Source organism: Mesorhizobium sp. WSM4840 (assembly GCF_055811755.1).
The window spans coordinates 37937-53865 of sequence record NZ_JBVVQD010000035.1; the positions used below are offsets into that span (position 1 = coordinate 37937).

Annotated in this window: 15 protein-coding genes; 9 read left to right on the forward strand and 6 right to left on the reverse strand. The window is 61.3% G+C overall.

The window, feature by feature from the left end:
* Window positions 1-17: 17 nt before the first annotated feature.
* Window positions 18-659, reverse strand: coding sequence for a DNA-3-methyladenine glycosylase family protein (locus tag AC0L3I_RS31190; RefSeq protein WP_473529468.1), 642 nt, complete (start codon window positions 657-659; stop codon window positions 18-20).
* 91 nt (window positions 660-750) lie between these two features.
* On the opposite strand from AC0L3I_RS31190, the gene gluQRS reads away from it, so the two are divergent.
* Together gluQRS and AC0L3I_RS31200 are read left to right on the forward strand one after the other, a co-directional pair.
* On the forward strand, window positions 751-1626 hold the full coding sequence (gene gluQRS, locus AC0L3I_RS31195; RefSeq protein WP_473529469.1) for a tRNA glutamyl-Q(34) synthetase GluQRS: 876 nt from the start codon (window positions 751-753) through the stop codon (window positions 1624-1626).
* Window positions 1627-2237: 611 nt separating this feature from the next.
* Entirely contained in the window at window positions 2238-3140 is a 903-nt protein-coding gene (locus tag AC0L3I_RS31200; protein WP_473529470.1) for a DMT family transporter, read from the forward strand.
* Here AC0L3I_RS31200 and AC0L3I_RS31205 read toward each other — a convergent pair.
* Window positions 3110-3961: a YihY/virulence factor BrkB family protein gene (locus AC0L3I_RS31205; RefSeq protein ID WP_473489271.1), complete on the reverse strand. Its 852-nt coding sequence runs from the start codon at window positions 3959-3961 to the stop codon at window positions 3110-3112. The genes AC0L3I_RS31200 and AC0L3I_RS31205 overlap by 31 nt on opposite strands.
* A gap of 57 nt (window positions 3962-4018) precedes the next feature.
* On the opposite strand from AC0L3I_RS31205, the gene AC0L3I_RS31210 reads away from it, so the two are divergent.
* The 7 genes from AC0L3I_RS31210 to AC0L3I_RS31240 all read left to right on the forward strand — a co-directional run bounded on the left by AC0L3I_RS31210 (window position 4019) and on the right by AC0L3I_RS31240 (window position 9684).
* A complete protein-coding gene (locus AC0L3I_RS31210) occupies window positions 4019-4885 on the forward strand; it encodes an SDR family oxidoreductase (protein WP_473529471.1) in 867 nt (288 codons plus the stop codon).
* A 23-nt stretch (window positions 4886-4908) separates the two neighbouring features.
* Window positions 4909-5100 carry a twin transmembrane helix small protein gene (locus tag AC0L3I_RS31215; protein ID WP_023797244.1) on the forward strand — a complete coding sequence of 64 codons (192 nt, stop codon included), beginning with the start codon at window positions 4909-4911 and terminating at the stop codon, window positions 5098-5100.
* A 28-nt stretch (window positions 5101-5128) separates the two neighbouring features.
* Complete coding sequence (locus AC0L3I_RS31220; protein WP_473529472.1) at window positions 5129-5710, forward strand: cob(I)yrinic acid a,c-diamide adenosyltransferase; 582 nt, start codon at window positions 5129-5131, stop codon at window positions 5708-5710.
* Between the two features lie 25 nt (window positions 5711-5735).
* Window positions 5736-6539, forward strand: a complete 804-nt coding sequence (locus AC0L3I_RS31225; RefSeq protein ID WP_473529473.1) for a rhomboid family intramembrane serine protease — start codon at window positions 5736-5738, stop codon at window positions 6537-6539.
* A 312-nt stretch (window positions 6540-6851) separates the two neighbouring features.
* Window positions 6852-7601, forward strand: a complete 750-nt coding sequence (locus tag AC0L3I_RS31230; RefSeq protein WP_126104763.1) for an electron transfer flavoprotein subunit beta/FixA family protein — start codon at window positions 6852-6854, stop codon at window positions 7599-7601.
* Between the two features lie 157 nt (window positions 7602-7758).
* The gene (locus AC0L3I_RS31235) at window positions 7759-8688 is read left to right on the forward strand and encodes an electron transfer flavoprotein subunit alpha/FixB family protein (RefSeq protein WP_473529474.1); all 930 of its coding nucleotides are present in this window, start codon (window positions 7759-7761) and stop codon (window positions 8686-8688) included.
* A gap of 117 nt (window positions 8689-8805) precedes the next feature.
* A complete protein-coding gene (locus AC0L3I_RS31240) occupies window positions 8806-9684 on the forward strand; it encodes a 3-hydroxybutyryl-CoA dehydrogenase (protein ID WP_029348585.1) in 879 nt (292 codons plus the stop codon).
* Between the two features lie 685 nt (window positions 9685-10369).
* On the opposite strand, the gene AC0L3I_RS31245 is transcribed toward AC0L3I_RS31240, so the two are convergent.
* Genes AC0L3I_RS31245 through AC0L3I_RS31260 form a run of 4 tightly spaced genes read right to left on the reverse strand, consistent with a single transcriptional unit; the run spans window position 10370 to window position 15869 of the window.
* Window positions 10370-11932 carry an adenylate/guanylate cyclase domain-containing protein gene (locus AC0L3I_RS31245; protein ID WP_473529475.1) on the reverse strand — a complete coding sequence of 521 codons (1563 nt, stop codon included), beginning with the start codon at window positions 11930-11932 and terminating at the stop codon, window positions 10370-10372.
* Window positions 11933-11957: 25 nt separating this feature from the next.
* Entirely contained in the window at window positions 11958-12329 is a 372-nt protein-coding gene (locus AC0L3I_RS31250; RefSeq protein WP_031255744.1) for a response regulator, read from the reverse strand.
* Between the two features lie 49 nt (window positions 12330-12378).
* Window positions 12379-15111 carry a hybrid sensor histidine kinase/response regulator gene (locus AC0L3I_RS31255; RefSeq protein WP_473529476.1) on the reverse strand — a complete coding sequence of 911 codons (2733 nt, stop codon included), beginning with the start codon at window positions 15109-15111 and terminating at the stop codon, window positions 12379-12381.
* The gene (locus AC0L3I_RS31260; RefSeq protein WP_473529477.1) at window positions 15108-15869 is read right to left on the reverse strand and encodes a Tll0287-like domain-containing protein; all 762 of its coding nucleotides are present in this window, start codon (window positions 15867-15869) and stop codon (window positions 15108-15110) included. Before AC0L3I_RS31260 ends, AC0L3I_RS31255 begins: the two co-directional genes overlap by 4 nt.
* Window positions 15870-15929: the final 60 nt, after the last annotated feature.

A 15929-nucleotide genomic window follows, 5' to 3' on the forward strand; every position in this document is an offset into this window, starting at 1 on the left:
CATGCTTTTTTGCGGATTCAGGCAGGAGGCGCGGCGTCCCTGCCCCGGGTTTCACGATAATAGGCCCAAAAAAGCCTTGATGCGACACCTCGCCACGGGCTCCATGATTCGGCGAGCTGGATCAGTGTTTTCTCGGGCGGACGCGGGTCGATGCCGAGCGCGTGGCCGACCGCACTCTGCAGGGCAACATCGCGTGCCGGGAAGACATCGGGATGGCCGGCGGCGAACAAAAGATAGACTTCCGCCGTCCACGGGCCGATGCCCGGCACCTTGGTCATCGCTGTGATCGCCTCAGCGGCGTCGAGCAAGCAGAGATGATCGAGGTCGAGGCCATCGACCACCGCCTGGGCCACGGCGATCAGGCCGCGCTGCTTCGGCCGCGACAGTCCGGCCTCGCGAAAAATGGCTTCGTCGGCGGCAAGGATGGCTTGCGGCGTCAGCGGATCGACGAGTTTTGTCAGCCGCCCGAAGATGGCGTCGGCGCTGGCGCGGGAAACCTGCTGCGAGACGATGATCGATGCAAGGCTTCTGAACCCCGGCTCGGAGAGCCGAAGCGGCACCTCGCCGGCCATGCCGCGCACCTTTGCAAGACGCGGGTCGAGCAGGCAGAGCGCGTCGAGCCCTTGCGCGATGTCGTCGAGCGTGGCGATCCGTTGCATGTCTGCTTGTTCCCAGCGCAAAATGTCAGATGTAATCAGGCGCAAAGTAGCAACTGGCGAAAGCGCCGCACAACCCGATTGCCGCCGAAGGATGACACTCCTGACATTCCGCTTCGCGCCGAGCCCAAATGGCGAACTGCATCTCGGCCATGCCTATTCGGCGCTGCTCAATCATAAATTGGCCAGCGCAACGGGCGGGCGCCTGTTGCTGCGCATCGAGGACATCGACACGACGCGCTGCACGCCGGAATTCGAGGCCGGCATTTTTCGCGACCTGAGATGGCTCGGGCTTGGCTGGGAAGAACCGGTGCGCCGTCAGTCCGAGCATTTCGCGGACTATCAGGCGGTGCTAGATCGGCTGATCAGGGAAGAACTCGTCTACCCCGCCTTCATGAGCCGCGGCGAAATCCGCGCCTTCATTGCCGACAGCGAAAAGCGCGGCCGCGACTGGCCGCGCGACCCGGACGGGGTGCCGCTCTATCCCGCCGTCGACAAGGCATTGCCGATGAGGGAACGCCAGCGACGGATTGCCGAGAATGCGCCCTTCGCCTGGCGGCTGGACGTCGGCGCTGCGATGGCGCGCGTCGGCAAGAACCTGGCATGGATGGAATTTTCGGATGAGATGCTTTCCGCAACACATACGGTGCACGCCCGGCCGCAGGACTGGGGCGACGTGATCGTGGCGCGCCGTGAAATCCCGACAAGCTATCATCTCGCCGTCGTCGTCGACGACGCGCTGCAAGGCGTCAGCCATGTGGTGCGCGGCCAGGACCTCTATTCCGCCACCGGCGTGCAGCGCCTGCTCCAGGAGATCCTCGGCCTGCCGCAACCAAACTACTTCCACCATCGTCTCGTCCTCGGCCCGGACGGACGAAAGCTGTCGAAGAGTTTTGCGGATACCGGCCTTGCCGCCCTGCGCGAGGCCGGCGCATCACCGACCGATGTCAGGCGGCTGATTGGGATTTAGTCCATTCCGTTACCTCAGAGCGTCACGAAGGTGCAGAACCTTTGATGACGGAGCGAGGCGCCCCCCTCTGTCCTGCCGGACATCTCCCCCACTTGGGGGGAGATTGGCAGCTTCGCGGACAGCGTCCTTTTTGCAAGGTTGGTGGTTGGCGAAATCAGTGATGAGGCCAATCTCCCCCCCCTGTGTGGGGGAGATGTCCGGCAGGACAGAGGGGGGCGCGAAGGATCACTACAGATCAGCATTTATCTTGGTCCGCTGCATTCTTCGGCTGATGTCACGGAATGGGCCCCAGGGTCTGCGCGCGTCGCTTCGCTCTTTGCTCCGCCCTAGGATGACGAAGGTGCGGGGGCTACGGCTAATCGCAAACGTTGGTGATTGGCGGCTGGAGGCCGGCCGACAGCGACCGTCGACAATCCCTTTCAGGCTCGGTCGAAGAACCAAATCCTCTGTGCAGAGGAACTGGATCATGTTTTGAACCTCCCTGCCCCAGAGCGCCTCCTTCAATTCGGGTGAGCCTATGGATCAACCGTTTGGTTTTGCTTGCCGGGTTGAACCGCATTAGAGCAGTCGCGACAGTCAACCCTCACCGATCACGCGGCAGCCTTCCGAAAATGCACAGCATCAAGCGGTTCATCCCCGCCTCCTTTGTCGTCCTGTGGGCGACCGGCTTCATAGGCGCGCGTTATGCCATGCCGTGGGCTGAGCCTTTCACCTTCCTGGCCGCGCGCTTCGTTCTGGCCGCCGTCCTGTTGGCCGCCTTGATGGCAGCACTCGGTTCCAGGCGGGCGACCCGCGCGGAAGCGCTGCACGCGACCGGCGCCGGCATCCTGATGCATGGCGTCTATCTCGGCGGCGTCTTCTGGGCCATCCACAGGGGCATGCCGGCCGGGCTTTCGGCCCTGATCGTCGGGCTGCAGCCGCTGATCACGGCGGTGATGGCCGGCAGGTTTCTCGGCGAGGCCATCCTGCCGCGCCATTGGGCCGGTCTCGGCATCGGCCTGGTCGGTGTGGTCATCGTGCTCTGGCCGAAGCTCGGTGCCCTCGGCGGCGGCGTGACGGCCGAGACGCTGGCCGCCTCGCTTGTCTCGGTGCTCGGCATGAGCGCCGGCACGATCTGGCAGAAGCGCTTCGCCTCCGGCGGCGATCTCGTGGCGGCCACCAAATGGCAATATGTTGGCGGCGCGTCGGTGATGGTCCTGGCCTCGCTCGCCTTCGAGACGCGAACGGTGGTCGTCAATGGCGAGCTGATCTTTGCCATGGCATGGCTGGTGCTGGTGCTGTCGATCGGCGCCATCTTCCTGTTGATGGTGATGATCCGCGACGGCGAGATGTCGAAAGTCGCTTCGCTGTTCTATCTGGTCCCGGCGGTCACTGCGGTCATCGCCTGGCTATTGTTCGGCGAACAGTTGACCCTGGTCCAGATCGTCGGCATGGCGATCGCGACGCTCGGCGTCGGGCTGGCAACCGCTCAGCCGACCAAGAATCAGCCAACTCGGGCGCGTGCCTCCAGATAGCGGCTGATCGCGGCGTTGAGCTCACCGCCGAGGATGAAGATCGCCGAGACGATGTAGAGGAAGACGACCGCGACCATGATCGAGGCAAGGCCGGCATAGGTCGTCACATAGGACGAGAAACGGTCGAGATAGGCGGCGAAAATGGTCGACCCGATGAGCCAGGCAATCAGCGTGAAGATGATGCCCGGTATGATCGAGACGAAGCGGCGCTTGCCCGCAGGCAGCCAGTAATGCACCGCGAACAGCCCGCCGACGATGACGACGGAGGCGATGATGTAACGCCACAGCGTGATCGTGCCCATATAGGGCTTTATCCATTCGAAATTGGCCTCGGCCAGCCGCCCCAGTAAGGGCGCGAAAACCACGAGCACGCTGATCACCAGAAAACCTGCCGTGGCGATCAGCACGAAGACGATGCTCTGCACCCGGCGATAGATGATGCCGCGCGTTTCGGAAACGCGGTAGGCGCGGTTGAGCGAGGTGCGCAGCGCCTCGATGCCGTTCGAGGCGAAGAAGGCGGCAAGCAGCACGCCATAGGTCAACAGGTCGGTGCGCTGGACGGTGAGCACGTTGAGCACTTCGCGCGCGATCGGCTTGGCGATCTGCTCGGGCCAGGTGTCGAAGACGAGATGCACGGCGGTATCGGCAAAAGCCTGCGCGCCGAGAAAGCTGGCCAGCGTCGTGGCGAAAATCAAAAAGGGGAAAAGCGCCATCAGCGCCGTGATCGCCAGATGACTGGCCATCGCCCAGCCATCGTCTGCATCGAAATGGCCGAACGCGTCATAGAGCACGCGTTTGACGGCTACGATCTTCCGCAACACGAACCGCGTTCCCTTCGATTGTCTCGACGCCGCGAATATGGGAAGGGATTGCGGCAAATGGCAAGCCTAGGTCAAAGCACGCCTCCTCCTGGAGAAGAGTTGCGCACCATCATCGTCACCGGAGCTTCTTCCGGGATAGGCGCCTATTGCACCCGGGCGCTGAAGGCGGAAGGCTGGCGGGTGTTCGCGACGGCACGCAAGCCGGAGGATATCGCCGCCCTCGAGGCCGATGGCATCGAGGCCTTCTATCTGGACTACCGCGAGGCCGGATCCATCGAGACGCTGGTGGCGTCGGTGCTGGAGCGGACCGACGGACGGCTTGATGCCCTGTTCAACAACGGCGCTTATGCACAGCCCGGCGCCGTCGAGGACCTGCCGGTGGCAGCACTCAGGGAGCAATTCGAGGCGAATGTCTTCGGCTGGCATGACCTCACCCGCCGTGTCGTGCCGGTAATGCGGCGCCAGGGCCATGGCCGTCTCATCCATTGCTCCTCGATCCTCGGCCTGGCGCCGCTGCCCTTTCGCGGCGCCTATTCGGCGTCGAAGCACGCGATCGAAGGGCTGATGCTGTGCATGCACCAGGAACTTCAGGGCAGCGGCATCCATGTCTCGCTGATCGAGCCGGGGCCAGTCACATCGAAGATCGCCAGCAACGGCCTTGTGTGGTTTCTCAGGAATATCGACCGTGAGAATTCCGTCCACCGCCGCGCCTACGAGGCGCAACTGCAACGGCTGCAGGCCGGCGGCAGCACGTCACGGCTGAAGCCTGGGCCGGAGGTGGTTCATGCGGCCTTGCGCCATGCGCTTCTGTCGCGGCGCCCGCGTCCGCATTATGTGGTAACGGTGCCAGCCAGGATCGGCGTTATCCTCAAACGCATCCTGCCGGCATCAATGCTCTACCGCCTGCTTGCCAAACGCGCCTGAACGCAATCGACTGGAAACACACTATGGCAACCGTCTTCAACATCCTCGCTGTCCTCGTCATGGTCGCCGTGGTGATCGTGCTGATCCGCGGCCTCATCAACATGATGCGCGGCGGCTCCGGCATGACCTCCAACAAGCTGATGCAGACGCGGGTGCTGCTGCAGTTCGTGGCATTGGTGCTGATCATGCTGGCGGTGTATTTCACCCGCAAGTGACGAGGCTGGCGATTTCGGGAGGCAGAGCGTGGTCAAGCTCAACAAGATCTACACCCGCACCGGCGACGACGGCACCACCGGCCTCGGCACCGGTGAACGGCGACTGAAATCCGATCTGCGCATCGACGCCTATGGCACGATCGACGAAGCCAATGCCTGCATCGGCATGGCCCGCATCCACACCGCAGCAACATATCCGGCGATCGACGCGATGCTCGGCCGCATCCAGAACGACCTTTTCGACCTCGGCGCCGATCTGGCCGTGCCGGACGACGGCAAGCCGCTCGGCTATGAGCCGCTGCGCATCACCGCCGTGCAGACCGACCGTGTCGAAAAGGACATCGACCTGCTCAACAAGGACCTGCAGCCGCTCAAATCCTTCGTGCTCAACGGCGGCACGCCGGCGGCGGCTGCCCTTCACCTCGCCCGCACGGTGGCACGGCGGGCCGAGCGCATCATGGTGGCTTTGACGCAGGTCCCAGGCGAGCACGTCAACCGCGAGGCGATAAGATACATCAACCGCGTATCGGACTTTCTGTTCGTCGCCGCGCGCGCAGTCAATGACAATGGAAACGCCGACGTGCTATGGGTTCCCGGCAAGAACCGCTGAATCTGCCGAGGCGGGAGGGGGTCCGATGTTCATCCCGCTTTATGACACCAACCGGCTGCGCCACATCAAGCTGCAATATGTGACGATCGGCCTGATCGCGTTCAACACGCTCATCTACTTCGCTACCGCGCTTGGCGGCGAGCAGTTCACCAACGCCGCTGTGCTGGGCCTCGGCTTCATCCCGTCGGTCGTCCACGACAGCGTCGAACTGGCTCCGCAGTTCGTCGTTATCCCGGAGAGCCTGAGCTACGTCACCTATTCCTTCCTGCATGCCGATATTTTCCACCTCGGCGGCAACATGCTGTTCCTCTGGGTGTTCGGCGACAATGTCGAGGACGCGCTCGGCCATGTCCGCTTTCTCATCTTTTACCTGCTTTGCGCCATCGCCGGCGCCTTCTTCCAGGGCCTGATCGCGTGGGACTCGCAGGTTCCGCTGATCGGCGCGTCAGGCGCCATCGCCGGCGTGGTCGCCGCCTATCTGATCCTCTACCCCAGGGTGAAGGTATGGGTGCTGGCCTTCGCCCGCATTCCGCTGCGCATCCCGGCGTTCATCCCGCTCATCCTGTGGATCCTGTTCCAGATCGTGATGTTCGCCGCCGGCGGCGAGGATCAGATTTCCTGGGCCTGCCATGTCGGCGGCATCATCGCCGGGGCCGTGCTGGTGCTCGTCTTGCGCAACCGCGCCGTACCACTGCTTGCCGGTGCTGAGGAAGAGACCACGCTGGTAGTCGGCCCGGCACCTGTTGCCACAGAGCCGGCGCCGGGCGACCCGCTGCCTGCTCAGTCGGCGCCGCGCTGGGGACGCGGAAGCGCCTCCAGTCCGGACTGAACCGATTTGAGTGCGTCGCGGATGATTTGGGCGCGCCCCGGATATTGACGTGCGGGGTCGCCGCAACTACGGAAGCTTTCCCACAATGCATGTCGCGCAAAAGTGTGCAGCGGTTTTGCGATAGCGACATGCATAAAACAACAACCTAAAGCGCGTCGCGTGTGGCCGGTCAAACGCGACGCGCTTTAGGCGGTCGGAGACCAGAATTCCGTCCGGAATGTCGGCTTTCGACAACTCTGATGCGGCGTGCGCTGCTATAGCGCGCCCAATTATCTCGAAAGAGGTGGCTATCGTGAAAGAGGTGACAGGCAAATGAAGATCCTTGTGCCCGTGAAGCGGGTTGTGGATGCGAATGTGAAGGTTCGTGTGAAGGCTGACGGTTCGGCGGTGGAACTCGCCAACGTCAAGATGGCGATGAACCCGTTCGACGAGATCGCGGTCGAAGAGGCGATCCGGCTGAAGGAGGCCGGCAAGGCGGAAGAGATCATCGTTGTCTCGATCGGGCCGCAGCAGGCGCAGGAGACCTTGCGCACCGCGCTCGCCATGGGTGCCGACCGCGCCATCCTGGTCAAGACCGACGAGCAGACCGAGCCGCTGGGCGTCGCCAAGGTGCTGAAGGGCGTGGTCGAGGCGGAAAAGCCCGGTCTCGTCATCCTCGGCAAGCAGGCGATCGACGACGATTCGAACCAGACCGGCCAGATGCTGGCCGCACTTCTGGGCTGGGCGCAAGGCACTTTTGCTTCCAAGGTCGTCATCGATGGCGACAAGGCCAAGGTGACGCGCGAGGTCGACGGCGGCCTGCAGACGGTGGAGTTGAAGATGCCGGCAATTGTCACCGCGGATCTTCGCCTCAACCAGCCGCGCTATGCCTCGCTGCCCAACATCATGAAGGCCAAGAAGAAGCCGCTCGACGAGAAGAGCCCGGCCGACTACGGCGCCGACGTCAAGCCGCGGCTGAAGGTGATCAAGACCGAGGAGCCGAGCGGCCGCAAGGCGGGCGTCAAGGTCAAGAGCGTCGCCGAGCTGGTGGACAAGCTGAAGAACGAAGCCGGCGTGCTCTAAGGAAATCCGATGAGGCCGGCCTGCAAACGGCCGGTTTCTCCGCTTCCGGTGCTCACGTACTGAAGTACGCTCCGCTCCGGTTCTCGAAACCAACCGTTTTCGACTCGGCCTGACCGGATTTCAGGGAGTCTCGAAAACGAAAGTCAGGGATATCATAATGGCTATTCTTCTGATTGCCGAACACGACAATGCTACGCTTTCCGACCAGACCGCCAAGACGCTTTCGGCAGCATTGCAGATCGGTTCGGACGTGCATGTGCTGGTCGCCGGCAAGGGCGCCAAGCCGGCAGCGGACGCCGCCGCCAAGCTCAAGGGCGTGAGCAAGGTGCTGCTCGCCGAAGCCGACGAACTCACCGAGCGTCTCGCCGAGCCGCTGGCGGCGCTCGTCGTCGGCATAGCCGGTGCCTATGACACGATCATCGCGCCGGCGACCTCGTCGGGCAAGAATGTCGCGCCGCGCGTGGCAGCCCTGCTCGATGTCGCGCAGGTGTCGGAGATCATCGAAGTGGTGTCATCAGACACATTCAAGCGGCCGATCTATGCCGGCAACGCCATCCAGACGGTGCAGTCGAGCGACGCCAAGAAGGTCATCACCGTGCGCACCGCCTCCTTCCAGGCCGCCCCCGAAGGCGGTTCCGCCCAGGTCGAGACGGTTCAGGCGGCGGCCAATCCCGGCCTGTCGAGCTTCGTCGAGAACAAGCTTTCCGAGACCGATCGTCCGGAGCTGACTTCGGCCAAGATCATCATCTCGGGCGGCCGCGCGCTGGGCTCTTCGGAGAAATTCCAGGAAGTCATCCTGCCGATCGCCGACAAGCTCGGTGCGGCCGTCGGCGCCTCTCGTGCCGCCGTCGATGCCGGCTATGCGCCGAACGACTGGCAGGTCGGCCAGACCGGCAAGGTGGTCGCACCCGATCTCTACATCGCCGTCGGCATCTCGGGTGCCATCCAGCATCTTGCCGGCATGAAGGATTCGAAGGTCATTGTCGCCATCAACAAGGACGAGGAAGCGCCGATCTTCCAGGTCGCCGACTACGGCCTCGTCGGCGACCTTTTCGTCATTCTGCCGGAACTGCAAAAGGCGCTTTGACGCCTTCTGCCAAAGCGTATTAAATTGTGAAGGGCGGGGTAGACGAAGTCGCCCCGCCCTTTTAGTTTGCACCGCACAAAAAGCAGGCCGCAAAGGCCTTTTGACGGGATCGGTGTAATGAACAAGATCGAGACGATCGGCATCATCGGCGCGGGCCAGATGGGCGGCGGCATCGCCCATGTGTCCGCGCTCGCGGGCTACAAGGTGCTGGTCTACGACATCTCACCCGACCGCATCGAAAAGGGCATCGCAACGATCAGCGGCAACATGGCCCGCCAGGTCGGCTCCGGCAAACTCGAGGAAAAGCTGCGCAACGAGGCGATGGCGCGCATTTCGGCAGCGCCCACCATGGCCGACCTTGCCGGTGCCGATCTGGTGATCGAAGCGGCGACCGAGGACGAGACGGTCAAGCGCAAGATCTACGCCCAGCTCTGCCCGCAGCTCAATCCCGAAGCCATCCTGGCGACGAACACCTCGTCGATCTCGATCACCCGTCTCGCCGCGCAGACCGACAGGCCGGAGCGTTTCATCGGCATCCATTTCATGAATCCGGTTCCGCTGATGAAGCTGGTCGAACTGGTGCGCGGCATCGCCACCGAGGACCAGACCTTCGAAGCGGCAAAGGCCTATGTGAACCATCTCGACAAGACGATCACCGTCTCGGAGGATTTTCCGGCCTTCATCGTCAACCGCATCCTGCTGCCGATGATCAACGAGGCGATCTACACGCTCTATGAGGGGGTCGGCTCGGTCGACGCGATCGACACCGCCATGCGGCTCGGCGCCAACCATCCGATGGGACCGCTGCAGCTTGCCGATTTCATCGGCCTCGACACCTGCCTGTCGATCATGCAGGTGCTGCATGACGGCCTGTCGGATTCGAAATACCGCCCCTGCCCGCTGCTGGTGAAATATGTCGAGGCCGGCTGGCTCGGCCGCAAGACCGGACGCGGCTTCTACGACTATCGCGGCGAGCATCCGGTTCCGACGCGCTGACCGGCGATACGAGCTCACGGACATCGCGCGCGGTCGCGGTGAGTGAAGACCATGCGGCTGTCTGTCGACAGCTTCTTGGCCGCTGATCGAAGACCGCGTCAGGCCGATCCTTGCCCGTTTGCTCGCCGACCGCCGAAGCCCGATGGATTTGGCTTAAACCAGCCCGGCAGAGCGTTTCACGTAGAGCATTTGCAGCCAAGTGGAATCACTTGGCGTCGCACAAATGCGGCTAAAACAAAGAGATAGAGCCCGGTTCAATCCAAACGCATTCCGCTTTAGGGTCAAAACTCAATCAGCGGGTTGCCGCCAATGGCCGAGATGGGTGGTTTTCTGCCCTCCGCCTCGCCAATCGGAACGAGCAGGCAGCGCCATAATCGGACTTACGCGGCCATCGCTATGGAGGTCGCGTCTCGGACACGTTCCGGACGTATGGTGCCGCGGTAGAATACCCGTCTCGACATAGGCCTCCAGTCTCGCCAGCAACCCATAACTAATTCGATATGGATGGGACGGGTGGTCGTTGCCAGTCCGCCGAGCCTAACCCAGTCATGCTGATGAGGACACGGACGCTGGTTAATCTGCTCTTCGATTCGCGATTGCTATGGTAGTAATAGCCTCTCAACGCCGGTGCCGTAAGCTACTCGCTTACGCGTCGCTTTGCGGAATATCCTGAGGAAATCAGACATCAGTGTCGAACGAGATAGGTTTCCATCGTGCCGACGCCTCTCAGTTCCACAGTGCAGCGCGGTTCTAGCTCCCAAGAGGCGTGCAGAGCGCGTCTGGTTGCCTCCGAGATTTGCATGCGGTCGGCTACGCCCTGGGACTCAAGCCGGCTTGCGATGTTCACGGTTTCGCCCCAGACATCATAGACGAACCGATGTCGGCCGATCAGACCGGCGATCACCGGTCCGGTGTGTACGCCGATTCGGACGCGAAAACTATCGCTGCCCGACGCCAAGAGCCTCAACGAGTCCAGCATGGATTTTCCCAGCGCCACGGTCCTGTCGGCGTGATCGGCCGCCGGCTCCGGAAGACCACAAGCGGCCATATACGCGTCTCCGATTGTCTTGATCTTCTCCACGGAATGCTTCTCCGCCAGCGCGTCGAACATGCTGAACATCCGGTCGAGGCGCTTGATAAGGTCGGATGCCGGCAATTTCGCTGCGATAGGCGAGAATCCGACAATATCGGCAAAAAGGATGGTCACTTCCTCGAACCGGTCCGCAATGATCTCCTCGCCCCCTTGCAGCCGCGCAACGATTTGACCGGGCAGGACGGCATGTAGAAGCGAGTCGGCCCGCCGCTTTTCCGCCTCGATCCGCTGAAGATACTGGTGCTCGCGGTCGCGCCAACGCTTCTTCTCCAGACTGGAGTTGATCCGGGCGCGCAGCAGGACCGGATTGAACGGTTTAAGCAAGTAGTCGTCGGCTCCCGCCTCGATGCAGCGGACCACGGCGTCGACTTCGTTCAGCCCCGATATCATAATGACCGGGATGTGCCGCCACCGGCGCTCAGCTTTCAATCGCGAGAGCACCTCGATGCCGTTCATGTCCGGCATCAGTATGTCCAACAGAACAAGGTCGAATTCATATTCCGCAAGGCGGGTCAGTGCGGACAGGCCTGACTCGGCAGTGACTACCTGATGACCGTCGTGCAGCAAGCGGCGCGAGAGAAGATCGCGGTTACTGCCGATGTCGTCGACGACAAGTATTCTACCGTTGCGTCCTGAGAATGCATCGCGCTCCGTCTTGCCCAGCGCCCTTTCGAGCCCTGCTGCATCGATCTCTGCCTGATCCGTCGTCCACAGCCCTTCGTTGTCGCTGGCGCGCGATAGGCCGGCAATTGAATCGACATGCGCCAACAGCTCGGCCGCAGCCGCGAGCATCACCCTGACATCTTCGTCCAATGCGTGTTCGTGCAATTCTTCGGCTTCTTCAAGGATCATTTCGGAGTAGCCGATAATCGCATTGAGTGGTGTTCGCAAATCGTGGCGCAGTTTCGCCTCGATCTCGCGCCCTGCATGGTCCGGACAGTCGGCTTTGCCATGGATCAAGCTGTCGATGAGGCTGTTCAATTGCCGGGCAGCGGCGCCGACCCTCTCAAGATCTGGAGTGATGTGCACCAGACCGTGGTTCTGCACCTGTTCTAGCAGCAGTTCCTGAAATCCCGAGATTGCCCGTGCCGGTCCAGCAAGCCGCTGCGCCAGATGGGCGGCTATTGCGTGGCGTTGGAACTCGTTGGCAGTCATGTCTCCAATCCGCCGACTCGGCGGCTCACGGATTTGCGGCAAGCAATTGTTCGATTTTCTGGACAAGCCTCGGCAGGTCCACCGGCTTGCTGTCGTAGTCATCGCAGCCGGCCTCAAGCGCCAATTCCCGATCGCTGGTCATAGCATGCGCAGAAAGCGCGATTATAGGGATCCCCGAGGTGGCCGGATCAGCCTTGATCCGCCGTGTCGCCTCCCATCCGTCCATCACGGGCAGGCTCATATCCATAAGGATCAGATCCGGTCTTTCCGAAATGGTTAGTTCCACGCCGGATTGTCCGTTTTCCGCAATAAGCACTTCGAACCCACGCCGCGACAACCGCCGCGAGAGCATGTCGCGATTCATTTCGTTGTCTTCCACCAGAAGGATTCTCGTCATCTTCGGCCTCTTCTAACGATGGGTCAACGAACTGAGATGCCGGGCCAACCTACTCGGCCGCGGAAATCTGGCGTTCGAGCGCCTTGACCAATTGAGACCTGCTGTTCGCGCCCTTGGTCACAACGGCAACCGCCCTATCGCGGAGCCATTCGAGCTCGTTCATCGACAGATCTTTCGAGGTAACTACGACCACCGGAATGTTCTGCAGTTCGGGCGTCTGCTGCATCTCACTCAATGTCTGAAACCCGTCCATTTCGGGCATCAGCAGATCAAGCACCACCAGGCGCGGCAACAACCGTTTCATCAGGCCAAGGCCGCGCACGCCGTCGCTTGCCTCGTGAACCCGCCAATCCTTCTTGATCAGGATACGCCGAAGGAAATCGCGGGAGGCTTGGTCGTCATCAATTACAAGCACATCGCGGTTGCCACCGCCGCAAGCCTCAATTGTTTGAATCAGCTTCTCGGTGTCGATCGGCTTCGTCAGGTATTCAACCGCCCCGAGTGAGAGGCCGAGTTCGCGATCTGCAAGTATCGTCGCAAGGATCACAGGAATCTCGCAGAGCTCCCTATCGTTCTTCAGAGATCGCAGCACTGACCAGCCGTCCTGATGCGGCATGATGATGTCGAGAATGATCGCCGCGGGGCGATGCGCTCGAGCAGCGGCTATTCCTTCCTCGCCGCTTGCTGCTTCGAACGATGCCAGTCCCGCCTCCGCCAAGGCCCTGGCGATGACGGTTCGGGCGGCTGGTTCATCATCTATGATCAGAACCGCCTTGTCTCGTGGCGGCAACGGCACAGCTTCGGAGGGGTGTTGCTCGCTAGATTCTTTTTTGAACTCGGCTGGAATCTCCATTGTGAAGGTCGAGCCTTTTCCGAGTTCGCTCTCGACCTTTACAACGCCTCCGATCATTCGGCTAAAACTCCGGGTTATGCTGAGGCCAAGCCCCGTTCCGCCATAGTTGCGAGTGGTGGATGCGTCCGCCTGCGTGAAAGCGTCGAAGAGCCGTTCCTGCTGCTCCGGCGTCATCCCGATCCCGGTGTCGGACACTTTGAATATCAGCCAACCGCCCTTTGGTCGCCTGTCGCGACGCACCGTGAGTGTTATACGCCCCCCTTCGGTAAACTTGGCGGCGTTGCTGAGCAGGTTAAACAGGTTCTGACGCAACTTCGTCTGGTCCGAATGCATTTTCCCGAGGTCGTCCTCGAGGTCCAGTACGAAACCGTTTCGGTTTTTCGCCATCAGAGGCGCGACTGTGGCCTGGACGTCGCGCATCAAATCGGCGACGTCGAACGTTTCCAAGAAAATTTCCATCTTGTTCGCCTCGATCTTCGACAAGTCGAGGATGTCGTTGATGAGCGCCAGGAGATGGCGACCAGCCGCGGCGATCTTCTCCAGTTCCGGAACGAATTCCACCATGTGCTGGTCGCTCGCATCTTCGATCAGCATCTCGCTGTAGCCAATAATCGCGTTCAGCGGCGTACGCAGTTCGTGGCTGACGGATGCGACGAAGCGGCTCTTGGCTTCATTCGTCGATTCAGCCCGGCTCTTGGCGCGCTCGAGTTCGTCTTGTCTCTGTTTCAATTCCGTGATGTCGGTGTAAACGGCGACCGCGCCGCCGTCAGGCGTTTTTCGCCTGCTTACGCGAACCCATCTGTCGCCGAAGCGATCCTCACCGACGAAGCCCGCCGGGTCCTTGTGAATGTGTAACCGCTGGGCAATCCACTCCTCCGGCGACGCGCCCGCAAGGTCGACTTGCCCGCCCGCCAGGCGTTGCTCCAAGATTTCTTGGAAGCTTTGCCCAGGAAGAGAAGCTCGCGCATGGTCAGGGAAGAATTCGCAAAATTTGCTGTTGGCCAGGATGACCCTGTCCTGCGGATCGAATAGGACAAATCCGTCAGAAATTGCCTCAAGCGCCGCTGCGATCGTCCGTCTTTGCTGCTCCGCCTCGTCTTCCAGTCGTTTCTTTTCAATCGCGCCCGCGCGAAAAAGTCGAAGCGTCCGCGACATTGCGCCGAGTTCATCGCCTCCCTCAATCGGTATTTCAATATCGTAGCGTCCTTGCGTCAGTTCGCCGATGACCCGGTTCAGCCGCCGTAACGGGCCAATGATCGAGCGAAGAACAAGGATTGTAAGAAGCGACCCAATCAACAGCACGATGACCACCAGAATGGCAGCGGTAGTCGCGGTTTTCTGGGCTAGCCTTACAGCCTCGTTGCGAGCAGCTTCTGCCTCGGCGCTCACTTGCTCGACAAGTTTGTTAAGGGCGGCATCGACATTCGTGCTGTGGGTTCGCGCCTCGGCCAGGAGAGCGTTTCCAATGATGCGGTTATCCTGAGTATAGCTGTCCGCCGCCTCTAGTGCCCTTTTGACGTAGTCATCGATCTCGACACGGATTTCCCTCACTGCATCGGGGGATGATTTCGAAAGGCCGTCCAGTTGGTCCAGCAGTCGCTCACGCGCCTGCTCGGCATTCCGCTGGGAGTTCATTAGCAAGCTGACCGACAAATCGGTGAGCCAGTATCGCAATTCGCCAAAGGTCACGTGCGCCGCAGCCGCAGTCGCCGCGAGATCGAACAATGCCTTAGTGTCTGCGGTGCGGTCGGCACTGCGATAAAGCGCCTGCGTGAGAAGGATGGAAGATACGATGAGACTAATGAGGCCGGCCGCTGTCAGTGCAGCTACGCGGGCCGCGATCGGCAGACTGGCAAGGCGACGTCCCAGGGATTTCGACGGCGCCGGTATGGCTTCCACCTCGTGGGGTGTCTGTTCCAGGACGCTCATTTGAACAAGACGATGCTGATTGCGCCCCCCAGATCGCCGGCTTTTCCGCCCTCCTTGGGATATCCAGTTATGTCGATCTCGCCCTTCGGCTCGCCGTGGCAGGAAAGGCACGACTCCGTATAGTATTCGGGCAGGAGCATTCGAAATGCCGGGCGTCCCTCCACCTCGGTCACATCCGTGTAGGCTTCGCCTTTTGCTCTCTTCGGATCTGAAAAGACGCTTACGATGATGCTGGCTTCCCAAGCGTCCGGAAGAGATTTGCGGTTGCGCACGAGTTGCTCGGGCGCAGTCACGCGCACCAGAGCTTCGTTGCCAACCTTGGCGGCGAATTTCTCATTCAACAGACGCGCGAAAACGGCCGGCACGAAGCCCTTGAACCCGATCCCAGCGCGGTTGATGTCATCTTGGCGCTCGTCCACCACCTCCCGCATAGCCCCAATCTGGGCCTCAAGCAGACGCCGGTCGCGATTGGTCAATTCGCCGGAAAACGGGTCCTGGCCGGTGTTTTTTGAGTAAACGGCGATGGCCTCGCTCGCAAACCGCTCGCTGTCGAGGTGCTTGTCGCCAAGTGCGGGATCGTTGATTAGTGTCTGATAGTTGGAGACAACGCTTCGCCCAGCGCGAAGCAATTCCGCAAGGCGGATTCCCATCGCGACATCTTCAGTATCTCCCGCTCCCATGGCAGCCGGCGCGAGGAACGCGCAACCGACAAGAGCAACGCCAATGCTTCTCCGCGTCAAGGTTGACAGGGCGAACATCTCCATCCCGTCGAAAGAAGCCAAAAAAAAAGTATAGCACAACGCAGGCCGATAGCGTAG

What these genes read in the sequence shown, in the direction of transcription:
- AC0L3I_RS31230 (WP_126104763.1), top strand. Translation starts at nt 6,852, where the DNA reads ATGAAGATCCTTGTGCCCGTGAAGCGGGTTGTGGATGCGAATGTGAAG.
- AC0L3I_RS31235 (WP_473529474.1), top strand. Translation starts at nt 7,759, where the DNA reads ATGGCTATTCTTCTGATTGCCGAACACGACAATGCTACGCTTTCCGAC.
- AC0L3I_RS31260 (WP_473529477.1), bottom strand. Translation starts at nt 15,869, where the DNA reads ATGTTCGCCCTGTCAACCTTGACGCGGAGAAGCATTGGCGTTGCTCTT.
- AC0L3I_RS31210 (WP_473529471.1), top strand. Translation starts at nt 4,019, where the DNA reads ATGGCAAGCCTAGGTCAAAGCACGCCTCCTCCTGGAGAAGAGTTGCGC.
- AC0L3I_RS31215 (WP_023797244.1), top strand. Translation starts at nt 4,909, where the DNA reads ATGGCAACCGTCTTCAACATCCTCGCTGTCCTCGTCATGGTCGCCGTG.
- AC0L3I_RS31190 (WP_473529468.1), bottom strand. Translation starts at nt 659, where the DNA reads ATGCAACGGATCGCCACGCTCGACGACATCGCGCAAGGGCTCGACGCG.
- AC0L3I_RS31225 (WP_473529473.1), top strand. Translation starts at nt 5,736, where the DNA reads ATGTTCATCCCGCTTTATGACACCAACCGGCTGCGCCACATCAAGCTG.
- AC0L3I_RS31250 (WP_031255744.1), bottom strand. Translation starts at nt 12,329, where the DNA reads ATGACGAGAATCCTTCTGGTGGAAGACAACGAAATGAATCGCGACATG.
- AC0L3I_RS31200 (WP_473529470.1), top strand. Translation starts at nt 2,238, where the DNA reads ATGCACAGCATCAAGCGGTTCATCCCCGCCTCCTTTGTCGTCCTGTGG.
- AC0L3I_RS31255 (WP_473529476.1), bottom strand. Translation starts at nt 15,111, where the DNA reads ATGAGCGTCCTGGAACAGACACCCCACGAGGTGGAAGCCATACCGGCG.
- AC0L3I_RS31240 (WP_029348585.1), top strand. Translation starts at nt 8,806, where the DNA reads ATGAACAAGATCGAGACGATCGGCATCATCGGCGCGGGCCAGATGGGC.
- gluQRS (WP_473529469.1), top strand. Translation starts at nt 751, where the DNA reads ATGACACTCCTGACATTCCGCTTCGCGCCGAGCCCAAATGGCGAACTG.
- AC0L3I_RS31245 (WP_473529475.1), bottom strand. Translation starts at nt 11,932, where the DNA reads ATGACTGCCAACGAGTTCCAACGCCACGCAATAGCCGCCCATCTGGCG.